At 60.1% G+C, this 12543-nt stretch carries 5 protein-coding genes and 1 pseudogene; 2 read left to right on the forward strand and 4 right to left on the reverse strand.

What is annotated here, in order from left to right; translation table 11 throughout:
- Positions 1–267: 267 nt before the first annotated feature.
- On the reverse strand, positions 268–948 hold the full coding sequence (locus ACLK1G_RS24805) for a GntR family transcriptional regulator (protein ID WP_420767775.1): 681 nt from the start codon (positions 946–948) through the stop codon (positions 268–270).
- 271 nt (positions 949–1219) lie between these two features.
- Here ACLK1G_RS24805 and lapG point away from each other — a divergent pair, with 271 nt between their 5' ends.
- Complete coding sequence (lapG, locus tag ACLK1G_RS24810; protein WP_420767780.1) at positions 1220–1840, forward strand: cysteine protease LapG; 621 nt, start codon at positions 1220–1222, stop codon at positions 1838–1840.
- A 14-nt stretch (positions 1841–1854) separates the two neighbouring features.
- Positions 1855–3801, forward strand: a complete 1947-nt coding sequence (gene lapD / locus ACLK1G_RS24815) for a cyclic di-GMP receptor LapD (protein WP_420767776.1) — start codon at positions 1855–1857, stop codon at positions 3799–3801.
- A 162-nt stretch (positions 3802–3963) separates the two neighbouring features.
- On the opposite strand, the gene ACLK1G_RS24820 is transcribed toward lapD, so the two are convergent.
- The 3 genes and pseudogenes from ACLK1G_RS24820 to ACLK1G_RS24830 all read right to left on the reverse strand — a co-directional run.
- Positions 3964–5139: an integrase core domain-containing protein gene (locus ACLK1G_RS24820; RefSeq protein WP_420767777.1), complete on the reverse strand. Its 1176-nt coding sequence runs from the start codon at positions 5137–5139 to the stop codon at positions 3964–3966.
- 715 nt (positions 5140–5854) lie between these two features.
- Positions 5855–6193 (reverse strand): hypothetical protein, encoded by a 339-nt coding sequence (locus ACLK1G_RS24825; protein WP_014335964.1) that lies wholly within the window; start codon positions 6191–6193, stop codon positions 5855–5857.
- A gap of 120 nt (positions 6194–6313) precedes the next feature.
- Positions 6314–12543 (reverse strand): annotated as a pseudogene (locus ACLK1G_RS24830) (LapA family giant adhesin); the annotation flags it as partial.

A 12543-nucleotide genomic window follows, 5' to 3' on the forward strand; every position in this document is an offset into this window, starting at 1 on the left:
GACCTCCAGGTCATCCCGCCAGTTGGGCGGCGCTCCTTGCGTGATGGCTTCGATTCGCCTGGCTATTGCCGGGCGCTGACTTCTTCAGGTCTTTTTTTGAACCGATAAACGCAAGAGTGAGCCCAAATCGACAGCAGTTCCATTGAACTGATGCAGCGACGCACCGCGGCCACGGTCAGGCCGTGCCCTGCTGGCAATCGGGTGTAGGAGGGATGTGTAAGAAAGTGCTACGCCGACCAGGTGGTCGGCGCTGGGGCTGCGGTTCGGCTACTGCTTCAAGTACCGACGCATGGTGACCGAGGCTTTCTCGAGGTGCTCTTTAAGCAGATGAACCGCTAGGTCGATGTCTTTGGCTACCGCCGCGGCGAGTATCGCGCGATGGTCACACTGGGTGAGCTTGCCCAAACCCATGGCTGAAAGGTGAAAGCGCAGGAAACGTTCTTCTTCATTGAGCTCATGTTCGATCAGGTCCAACAGCTTGGCGTTGGGCGCCTTATGGTAAAGCGACATGTGGAATAGACGGTTGAGCTTGGCGATCTGTGCATGATCAACTTGGCCTTCCAATTGCTCGATGTATTCGGCGGCCATGGCCAGGTCATTGTCGTCTAGCAGAGGAATGGACAAGCGCAGGGCGAAGGCTTCGAGGACCGACCGCAAGGCGTAGGTTTCGACTGCATTGCTGGTAATCAGCGGGGCTACCACCGCGCCCTTGTGCTGGACCACGTTGAGCAATGACTGCGCTTCGAGCTGGCGCAACGCTTCGCGTACCGGCATGCGGCTGACACCGAACAGGTCTGCCAATTCCTGCTGGCGCAACGCTGTGCCGCTTGGCAGTCGCCCGTCGAGAATGGCTTCGCGCAAAGAGCTTTCAATGATTGCGCGGGCCTGGGCAGCGGGGATGGGCCCGTTGACCTGAATAGTGCTGAGTGGTTTGGGCTTCTGTGTCACGACAACACCTGACTGTAGTCACAATGATTGGATCCAAGGCAACGTTAGTTACAGAATGCCAAGCCGTCAAAATCTCGCGGCCTCGGTTCCTGAACTAAAGTTTAGACTGCTTGCGGTGATTGCAACCTGCCATTGTTTTTTGCCGGTCCAGGCTGCACCATCCAACGAATTTTTCCAACGGCCCTTTTCGGACGTATTTCCCTTGGCTGCACCTTCCCCGGTCCTCAGGTCCTTGCGCTGGCTGTGTTCGGCATTTTTGCTGGCAGGCCTGATGCTGGGCGGCCTGCGAGCCGACTGGGACTTTGCGCAGATAAGCCGGCGGGCGCAAGCGTTATATGGACCGCTGGGCGACGGGCAGCAGCGGATCGATGCGTGGCAGCAGTTGCTGGCAACCCAGAAGCAGATTCCTGAGCTTGCACAGCTCAAGGTGGTGAACCTGTTCTTCAACAAACAGGTGCGCTACGTGGAAGACCTCGATTTGTGGCGTGAGACCGATTATTGGGAAACCCCGATCCAGGCCCTGTGGAAGGGCGCGGGCGATTGCGAGGACTACGCCATCGCCAAGTATTTCAGCCTGCGCCATCTAGGGGTTTCCAGTGACAAGCTGCGCATCACCTACGTCAAGGCGTTGCGGCAGAACCGCGCGCACATGGTGCTGACGTATTACGCCACCCCCGATGCCATGCCACTGGTACTCGATAGCCTGATCGACGGCATCCAGCCGGCCAGCCAGCGAACCGACTTGCTGCCGGTCTACTCTTTCAATGCCGAAGGGCTGTGGCTGTCAGGCAAGGGCAACAAGAAAGTGGGCGACACCAAGCGCCTGTCCCGGTGGCAGGATGTGTTGAAGAAAATGCAGGCCGAAGGTTTCCCGGTCGAGACGACTAACTAGGAGCACGCGCTCAGATGTCTTTGTTCAAACAGCTGTTGATCGCTATCTGTCTGTTCCTGGTGGTTGCCTTCAGCGGCAGCTTCATGGTCAGCCTGGAGAGTTCGCGGACCCAGTACGTCAATCAGCTGCGTTCCCATGCCCAGGACGCGGCCACGGCGCTGGCGCTGTCGTTGACGCCGAACATCGACGACCCGGCGATGGTCGAGCTGATGGTCAGTTCGATCTTCGACAGCGGCTACTACGCCAGCATCCGCGTGGTCGACGTGACAAACGACAAGACCCTGGCCGAGCGCACCGGCACCCCGGATGCCGGCAATGTACCGCAGTGGTTTATCAAGCTCATCGGCCTTGAGCCGGCCGGCGGCGATGCGATTGTCAGCCGCGGTTGGGAACAGGCGGCGCGGGTCGAAGTGGTCAGCCACCCGATGTTCGCCCTCGCCAAGCTGTGGCAGAGCGCGCTGGGCAGTCTGGGCTGGTTGTTGCTGTGCGGCGCCGTGAGCGCGGTGCTGGGAGCCTTGCTGCTGCGTCGCCAGCTCAAGCCGCTGGACTACATGGTTCACCAGTCCCACGCCATCGCCCGACGTGAGTTTTTGAGCCTGCCGGAGCTGCCGCGCACACCTGAATTGCGGCGTGTGGTCCAAGCGATGAACCAGATGGTCGAGAAGCTCAAGGCGCTGTTCCAGGAACAGGCCGAGCGCAGTGAAAAACTGCGGGTGGAGTCCTATCAGGACAACCTCACGGGGCTGGCCAATCGACGGTATTTCGAGATGCAGTTGCATGCGCGGGTGAGCAACCCGGAACAGGCCAGTTCCGGTTATCTGTTGTTGTTGCGGGTCAAGGACCTCGCCGGTCTGAACCAGCGGCTGGGCGGGCAGCGCACCGATCAGTTGCTCAAAGCCGTGGGCGAGCAGTTGTCGCGTGAGTGCGCTCGCTACCCGGAAACCCATAACCTGGTGACGCGGATACGCGGTGGGGAGTTCGCGGTGCTGGCACCCGGGCTGGTGCGCGAGGAGGCGCTGCAGCTGGCGCAGAATCTGGAAGGCGCGCTGGCGAGTTTGCACGCCACCGGCGCGACCGACGTGGCATCGGTGGCGTCCATCGGGCTCGCTCCGTTCGTTCATGGCGACTCGCCGCAGGCAGTGCTCCAGCTTGGCGACCAGGCACTGGCCCAGGCCGAAAGCCAGGGCGAGCCCGGCTGGGCCTGCCTGGAGCATAGCGCTTCCGCCAGCGTGGGCGATGATCACCACGCCTGGCACCAACTTCTCGATCAGGCCCTGGGCAATCAACGCTTCGAACTGTACTTCCAGCCGGTGGTGGCTGCCCAGGACACCCAGGTCGTGCTGCACTACAAAGTGCTGTCGCGGCTGCTTGACGACCAAGGCCAGACCATCCCCGCCGGACGCTTCCTGCCTTGGCTGGAGCGCTTCGGCTGGACCGCGCGCCTGGACCGCTTGATGCTCGAACAGGTGCTCAAGCAGATGGCCGGGCACGAACAATCCCTGGCGCTCAACCTGTCCTCCGCGACCCTGGCCGATCCTCAGGCGTTGAACAAGGTCTTTGAAATCCTGCGGGCTCATTCCAACCTCGGGCCGCGCCTGACCTTGGAGATTGGTGAAGAGCAACTGCCCGAGCAAGCGGTGTTGGAGCAGTTGACCCGGCAGTTGCGCGAGCTTGGTTTCTCCTTGAGCCTGCAGCGCTTTGGTGGGCGGTTCAGCATGATTGGCAACCTGTCGCGGCTGGGGTTGGCCTATCTGAAGATTGACGGTAGCTACATTCGTGCGATCGACCAGGAAAGTGACAAGCGTTTGTTCATCGAGGCCATCCAGCGTGCTGCTCACAGTATCGACCTGCCGTTGATTGCTGAGCGGGTGGAGACGGAAGGGGAGTTGGCGGTGATTCGTGAGATGGGGTTGTTTGGGGTTCAGGGGCAGTTGGTGGGTGAGCCTAAGCGTTGGGGGTGAGGATTGCTTGCTAGGTTTTTGGCCGAGTACATATCCGTTGCTGCGGTAACGGCGTCTGGCGGTTTCGCCCTTACGGCGACTCACTTTTTTTCAGACGCCAAAAAAAGTAAGCAAAAAAGGCTTGGTATACGGATCACCCACATGGGTTACAAAAAAGTGCACTCACATAGGTAACACCCGGAGTGTCACGTAGCCATCAATGGCATCTCTTACATCAATCCGTCCCAGGATGATTGGACCGAAGATAACATCCCAGATCCCGTCCTCTACTTGCTCCAGTCCAATGGTCTGGTGCTTGAGCACATAGCCGACGTAGATCCTTAGACCATGGCGATTGACGATCCCCGAGCAGTCCGCCTGGAGGCTGTCGATATGGCTCGGGTAGGTCATCTCGGGAAGCTTCTCGGGATATTGGCGGGACGAAGGCTCATAGCAGGACGCAGGTGTCTTCTGATTAAGAGCCTCATGCAAACGCTCATAGTTGTAATGTTGCCTGAAACGATCAAAGTGCCGTTGTTGAGCCTCCCACGCTACTGCTGGGGGTGACGGAAGAGTGCTTTTCAACGTTCGATGCATACGTTCATGTCGGCCATTTTGCTCCGGCCTGCCGGGGGCGATCCGCTCGGGAATGATCCCTAGACGCAACCACCAGATCGACAACTGGGAAAGGCCCGCACGCCCTTTGCTCGCAAACGGAACACCATTGTCGGTACGAATGCGCTCCGGCAGACCATGTTCACGAAACACCTGAGCAAACACCGCCTGGGTTTCCTGGAAGTTGGTGCTAGCCATGCTGTGGCAAGCGAGCAAGAAACGACTGGCATGGTCCATGATCGTCAATGGATAGCACCAGACGCCCGCACCTGTCAGGAATTGGCCTTTGTAATCGGCGCTGAATAGCTGGTTGGGAGCCTCTGCTTTCTGCAGTGGTTTGGGATAAACCGCCACCCGTTGACGCAATCGGCGTGGTTTGACCAGCTCAGCTTTCTTTAGGATGTTGTAGATCGACGTCTTTGATGGCGGCGCCTGGTCAGGAAAACGCTCGAGCAAAGCCGCCTGAATTTTCTTGGGGCCAGGCTCTGTCTCACCCCGACCACGTAATTCAATGATCGCCTCACGGACAGCCAGGGGCACTACCCATTCCTGGGTAAGCCGACGACGGCTATGTTCTTCCAGTCCGGCGGGCCCTTCCCTCTCATAGCGCTCGACCCATTTATAGCCAGTCTTGCGACTGATCTCGTAGGCCTGGCAAAGCGCACTGAAGCTGGGCGGGCCTTTGATGTAGTCCGCAATGAACAGCAGTTTCAGGTCCATAGGTTTCAGCTCTCGCCATGGCATGGTCAGATCCTCGAAAACCGACCCTGCCAGTTAAAAACTGTTACCTATGTGCGTGAACTGATTTGTAACCCATGTGGGTGAGTCATACCGCAAAGCCTTTTTGGTTACTTTTTTGGCGTCTGAAAAAAGTAACCCGCCGTAAGGGCGGAACCGCCAGCAGCCTTTACCGCAGCAACGGATATGCCCCCTCAATTAACGTCCTAGGAGATTTCCTTCGAGTTGAAGCGAACTCGGTGAATTTGTCCGGCGGCTGTCTCGTGGCTAGTCTGAGTTTGTCATCGAAAAAACGGTGACACTGGCGGCAAGCCGGTTAAAAGACGACGCGCAAGCGCTTTATGGCGGTTGTGGGTCGCGCCGGAGGAGCGGGCGATGGATCGGCTTGAAGTGCAAGCGCCAGCCTGACAGCCTCGTAATAAACCGAAGACCGCTATCGCGAGCAGGCTCGCTTCCACACTGGATCTGTGTCGAGCCGGAATATAAAGGGTCAACACTGATCTACCGTGGGAGCGAGCCTGCTCGCGATAGCGTCAGCCCAGACACCAAAAAATTCGTGGCGAGGGAGCTTGCTCCCGCTCGGCTGCGCAGCAGTCGTAAAACCTGCCAACACGGTTTCGCATATAGACGGGCTGGGGCATGCTTCGCAGGCCAACGGGAGCAAGCGCCCTCGCCACAGGTTCGGTGTGCTGCAGGCAATGGCGCCAGCCTTGGCGGCAGGCTAGATCAACCCCTTCTCATCGTCATCGATCAACCGACTCAACCCACCCAGCGCTTCACGGGCCTGGTTGCGGTCCATCAGCTTGGCCTGGGCCGCTGGTGGCAGGTCGGTGACGCGGATGACGCCTTTGCTGGTCAGCACCTGGATCAAGTCATCGAGTACCCGGATCATCTCCAGGTCGCTTTGTTTGAGTTGCTTGAGGCTGTTTTCTACCGCCTGGTTGGCGAACCAGTCCTGGATCTCATGGTTGTCGGCCGGCAAGGTCTCGGTGGCCTCGGCGTAAGCGGTGGCTTCCACGCGCACCAGCAGGCCTTGTGCATCGCGTTGCACATAAAACATCGGGCATCCCTCATGTATGAAGCGGCGTCATGCTGGGCAGCATAGGCCAACTGGGGGGAGTATGAACACTTATCCCATGGCGAGGGAGCCAGCTCCCTCTCCACAGGATGTGTGTCAGCCTCAGCTGTTGTTGTGATCGATCTTGATGGTCGGATCACTGCCGGCGATCAGCGAGTTCAGGTTGATGTTCGACCAGTTGTTGCCTTCCAGCTTGATCGTCACGTCTGGCGTCGCCGCCGCACCGTTGGCCGCGTTGAACTGGCCGGTGGTGCTGACTTGCAAGGAGGACACGCCATCGACCGTGCTGATTTTCAGGAAGTGGTCGATGGTGCTTCCGGTTTCGCCCTGCAACAGGTCCCGCAGGTCGATCCGGTCACCGTCGCCGGCCTTGAAGTCCTTGACCACGTCATTGCCGGTGTCGCCGGCTTTCCAGACAAACGTGTCGCCGCCCAGGCCACCGATCAGGGTGTCGTTGCCTTTGCCGCCAATCAGGGTATCGGCACCGCTGCCGCCGAGCAGGATGTCATTGCCCTTACCGCCGTCCAGCAAGTCGTTGCCGCCCTGGCCGAAGATGATGTCGTTGCCGGCACCGCCCAGCAGGGTGTCGTTGCCGTCATGTGCGCCGGACACATCGAACGCGGTGTAGTGTTCGGTGATGTACTGGTGCACGTTGCTGGTGGTGACCTTGCTGACGTCCACGCCGCCTTGTTGGGCGACAAACGACTGGATGGCCTGGTAACCCTCGCCGGCGATGCCGTTGAAACTCACCAGGTCGCCGAACAGGATGTCGTTGCCGTCCGCGCCGTTGACCGTATCGGCTCCCGGCATCGTCGCTTCGGTGTGGCCGATGATCGAGTTGGCCAGGTCCTTGGGGTCGATGTTGGTTTGCGGCTTGCCGTCCGAGTCGTAGGGTGCGAGGTCGGACAGAGTGACGCCCTTGTTCAGGCCGATAGCCTCTACGCCCGACACCGAACTCAATAGCGCGAAGGCGCTCGCGGAGTTGCTGGTGGCGGCCGAGTCGGTACTGCTGCCGGTCCCGTCGCGGTACGACAGCTCATAGGTGCCGTCGCCTTGGGCGTGCAGCGTGCCCAGGTTCTCTTCGCTCCAGTAGCCGCCCCAGGACTTTTTCCAAGTTTGCAGCGTGACGTTGCCGGACTTGTCGACCTGAACACGGTGGGTGCTGTCCAGTGTGGCGCTGAACGTCTGCCCCAGCTTGTAATTGCTGGTGGTGATCAAGCTGTCGAGCTTCACGCCGTTGTAGATATCCGGGTTTGTGTCTTCGTCGCTCTGGTAGTAAGTCGGCTGGCCGTCGGTGATGAAGTACGTCAGGTTCTTCGCACCGGAGTTGCTCATGGCCTCGCTGCTCTTGAACCAGTTGGCGGTGGTCTTGAATACGTCTTCGTAGTTGGTACCACCACCGGAATCCATCGAGTCCAGGACGCTCTTGAGCAACGCCAACGCGTTCGGGTCGTTGAGGTTGACCGCAACGTTTTTGTTGACCTGATTATCGAAGTCCGCCAGGAAAATATTCACCGTCCCGGAGTGGCTGCCCATGCTCTGCTTGAGCGTGTTGAACACCTGGGTCAGCGAGTTCTTCGCGGCGGTAACGGAAGACGAGCTCATGCTGCCGGAGCTGTCGACCATGAACGCGATGTTGTAGTTGACGCCCGGCACCACGGTCAGGCCGCCGATGTCGGCGACCACGATGTCGTTGCCGTCGGTGCCGGTGACGTTGTCACTGCCGGAAGTGGCTGTCGCAGCGTTGTAGACCGCCGGATGCACTGTTACCGGGATCTGTGCCGTGGTCGTCGCCGACCCGCCGAGGGTTTCGGTGGAGGTCGACGTCACTGTCAGGTTGATCTGGCCGTTGAAATAGGTCGGCGGCGTCAGGTTGAGGCTGCCAAGGTTCCAGCCGGTAACCGAGGCTTCGCCGTTGGCTCCCACGGTCGCGGTGTGACCCGCGCCGTCACTCAGGACGCTGCCTTCAGGCATGCCGCCGATCTTCACGCTCAAGCTTTCGGAACCGTCGGTGTCGGTCAGGGCGGTGGTGATCTTCGACAGGTTCACGCTGCCGCCTTCGGCGCCTTCGTTGAGCTTGAAGCCGTCGTAGTAGCCTTCGCCATTGGTCCCGTGCAGGTCGGAAACGGTTACACCCGAGTTCACCAGGTCGGCCACGCCGGTATAGAGCGGTACGCCGGCGCTGCTCAGGTCAACGGGCGTGCTGCCGTTGACCGACAGGTTCACGTCATAGCTGCCCGGGCCGGTCTGGTTGTGGTGGTAGATGTCCAGGGTGTAGTAGCCGCTGGTGGTCGGGGTGAACGAACCATTGAGCTTGCCACCAGCGCCCCAGGTAATGCCCGCCACGTCCTTGCCACCAATGGTCACCAGCAGGCTGTCATCGCCGGTGCCGCTGAAGGTATAAATCTTGCCGGCTTCCAGGAAAATCAGCCCCGAGGTCTTCGACGCGGTGCCCGGATTGACGTTCCCGTCGTTCTGCACGTTGCTCACGTTGGTGCTGCTGTTCGGCGTGCCGGCGGCATCGATCACCGACTTGAGCTTATCGGCCGGCGCGCCGTTGCCATCGGTGCCCAGGCCGGACAGTCCGGTCCAGACTTCCTTGATCAGGCCGGTGGAGGTCACGTTGTTGCCGGCTACGTTGAGGGTCGGCGCGTCGGCGGTTGGCGTGATGTCGATCTTCACGGTGCCGGTGTTGCCCAGGGCCTGGCCGTCGGTTGGCTGGAATTTGATCTGCGCGTAGTCAGCCTGCTTGTTGCCCACGCCGCTGCCGCCATAACCATTGGCACCGGATTCGTTGGCATCCGGGGTGAAGCGCAACTTGCCGGCGTCGATGTCGGCCTTGGTGAAGGTCTGGTTGTTGGCAACGTTCTTCCAGGTCGCGCCATCCAGGTACTGCAACTTGCCATCGCCTGGCAACCCGGTGATTTTCACGCCCTGGCTGGCGGCGGAGCTGTCCACGTCGCTGACGCCGAAGGTCGACCAGCCGAGGACCAGCGAAGTGTCCTCGGTACCGGTCACCGAACCACCGGTGGCCACTGGTGTATCGTTGACGCCGACCACGTTCACCGTGGTGGTGGCGGTGTTGGAGTAGCTTGCGCCGTCGGTCACCGTCACGGTGATGACACGCGGTACGCTGCTCGGATCTTCGCTGTTGTTGATGAAGCTGATGTTCTTGATCTGCTGCATATAATCGGCCAGCGTCGCATTGCCCGTCAGCGTCAGGACGACCTTGCCGTCGGTGCTGTTGGCGTTGATGCTGATGCCGTTGACGCTATTGCCCAGGTTCAGATGATCGCCAGGCTGACGGTTGGTCAGCACAATGGTGGCGCCGGTCAGCATGGTGCTGTCCGGGTCGGTGATCTTCAGGTCGGTATCGCCAATCGACACGCCTGGGCCGGTGGTGCCTTCGGTGAAGGTCACCTGGTAATCGGCACCGGTCTTGCCACTGGAGTTGTTGGCATCCAGGTCGAGCACCGGCGCCGCATCGTTGTCGATGATCGAGGTGCTGACACTGCCGTTGGTCCCGCTGACCGCCAGATGCTCGAAGTTACCGCCGGTGGCGGAGTCGATCTTGACCACGAAGTTTTCCGTGCCTTCGGTGATCTTGTCGTCCAGGGTTGCCACGTTGAAGTTGGCGCTGGTGGCATTGGCCGGGATCTTCACGGTGTAAACGCCCGTGAAGTCCGAGCCGTCGGCGGCAGTGCCGCTGTAGACGATCTTCACCGTCACCTCGGTTTGCGCCGGGTTCGTCAGGCTGACGGTATAGGTAGCCGCCTGGCCTTCGGTGACCGATGAGCTGCCGGTGATGCTGACAGTGGTGTTGTCGACGGTGTCGCCTACAGCAGTCGATGCGCCAGTCTTATCAACGACGATGGCTTCCAGATTGCCGCCGGATGCAGATTTGATCGACTCGGTAATGGACGGCGCACCGGTGTAGACATCGTTACCGACCGCGACATTGAGCACGCCCGAGCTTGCGCCGGCTGCGATGGTGATTGTCTTGCCGCTTTCGAGCGCGACCGTTACAGGACCATTTTGCGCGGTGACGGGTTTACCATCGGCGCCGGTCAGGGTGGCGGTGTAGGTGATCGTGCCGTTTTCGTTCACGGTTGGGTTAGCGGTCAGCGTCACGGTGGTCGTGTCGTTGACGTCGCTGACCGCAGTGCTGACTGGCGTGGTGTTTGGCGCGATGGCTTCGAGGTTGCCACCGGTCGCATCTTTGATCGACTCGGTGACGGTAGTTGGGCCTTGGTAGACGTCGTTGCCTACCGCCACATCCAACACACCCGAGCTTGCACCGGCTGCGATGGTGATGGTTTTACCACTGTCCAAGGTCACGGTAACCGGACCATTTTGCGCGGTAACAGGCTTGCCATCGGCACCCGTCAGCGTGGCGGTATAAGTGATCGTGCCGTTTTCGTTCACGGTTGGGTTAGCGGTCAGCGTCACAGCGGTCGTGTCGTTGACGTCGCTGACGATAGTGCTGACCGGAGCGGTGTTAGGTGCGATGGCTTCCAGGTTGCCGCCGGATGCCGAGGCAATCGATTCAGTAACCGTCGTAGGGCCTTGGTAGACGTCGTTGCCAACCGCTACATCCAACACACCCGAGCTTGCACCGGCTGCGATGGTGATCGTCTTGCCGCTTTCGAGCGTGACCGTTACAGGACCATTTTGCGCGGTGACGGGTTTACCATCGGCGCCGGTCAGGGTGGCGGTGTAGGTGATCGTACCGTTTTCATTCACGGTCGGGTTCGCGGTCAACGTCACGGTCGTCGTGTCGTTGACATCGCTGACCACGGTGCTGACCGGAGCGGTGTTCGGCGCGATGGCTTCGAGATTGCCGCCGGATGCGTCTTTGATCGACTCGGTGACGGTGGTTGGGCCTTGGTAGACGTCGTTGCCAACCGCTACATCCAATACACCCGAGCTCGCACCGGCTGCGATGGTGATCGTCTTGCCGCTGTCCAGGGTCACGGTAACCGGACCATTTTGCGCGGTAACAGGCTTGCCATCGGCACCCGTCAGCGTGGCGGTATAAGTGATCGTGCCGTTTTCGTTCACGGTCGGATTTGCGGTCAGCGTCACAGTGGTCGTGTCGTTGACGTCGCTGACCACAGCGCTGACTGGCGTCGTGTTCGGCGCAATGGCTTCGAGGTTGCCGCCGGATGCCGAGGCAATCGATTCAGTAACCGTCGTAGGGCCTTGGTAGACGTCGTTGCCAACCGCTACATCCAATACACCCGAGCTTGCACCGGCTGCGATGGTGATGGTCTTGCCGCTGTCCAAGGTCACGGTAACCGGACCATTTTGCGCGGTAACGGGCTTGCCATCGGCGCCGGTCAAGGTCGCGGTATAAGTGATCGTGCCGTTTTCATTCACGGTCGGGTTAGCCGTCAACGTCACGGTAGTGGTGTCGTTGACATCGCTGACCACGGTGCTGACTGGCGTGGTGTTCGGCGCGATGGCTTCGAGGTTGCCGCCGGATGCCGAGGCAATCGATTCAGTAACCGTCGTAGGGCCTTGGTAGACGTCGTTGCCCACTGCCACGTCCAACACACCCGAGCTTGCACCGGCTGCGATGGTGATGGTCTTGCCGCTGTCCAAGGTCACGGTGACCGGACCGTTCTGCGCAGTGACGGGCTTGCCGTCGGCGCCCGTCAAGGTCGCGGTATAAGTGATCGTGCCGTTTTCGTTCACGGTCGGATTCGCGGTCAGCGTCACGGTGGTCGTGTCGTTAACGTCGCTGACGATAGTGCTGACCGGAGCGGTGTTCGGCGCGATGGCTTCGAGGTTGCCGCCGGATGCCGAGGCAATCGATTCAGTAACCGTCGTAGGGCCTTGATAAACGTCGTTGCCAACCGCTACATCCAACACCCCCGAGCTTGCGCCGGCTGCGATGGTGATGGTCTTGCCGCTGTCCAAGGTCACGGTGACCGGACCGTTCTGCGCAGTGACGGGCTTGCCATCGGCGCCCGTCAAGGTCGCGGTATAAGTGATCGTGCCGTTTTCGTTCACGGTCGGATTCGCGGTCAGCGTCACGGTGGTCGTGTCGTTGACGTCGCTGACGATAGTGCTGACCGGAGCGGTGTTCGGTGCGATAGCTTCGAGGTTGCCGCCGGATGCCGAGGCAATCGATTCAGTAACCGTCGTTGGACCTTGGTAGACGTCGTTGCCGACCGCTACATCCAATACACCCGAGCTTGCACCGGCTGCGATGGTGATGGTCTTGCCGCTGTCCAAGGTCACGGTGACCGGACCGTTCTGCGCAGTGACGGGCTTGCCATCGGCGCCCGTCAAGGTCGCGGTATAAGTGATCGTGCCGTTTTCGTTCA

The organism is Pseudomonas algeriensis (assembly GCF_048847255.1).
In the GTDB taxonomy this organism is placed as follows: Bacteria; Pseudomonadota; Gammaproteobacteria; order Pseudomonadales; family Pseudomonadaceae; genus Aquipseudomonas.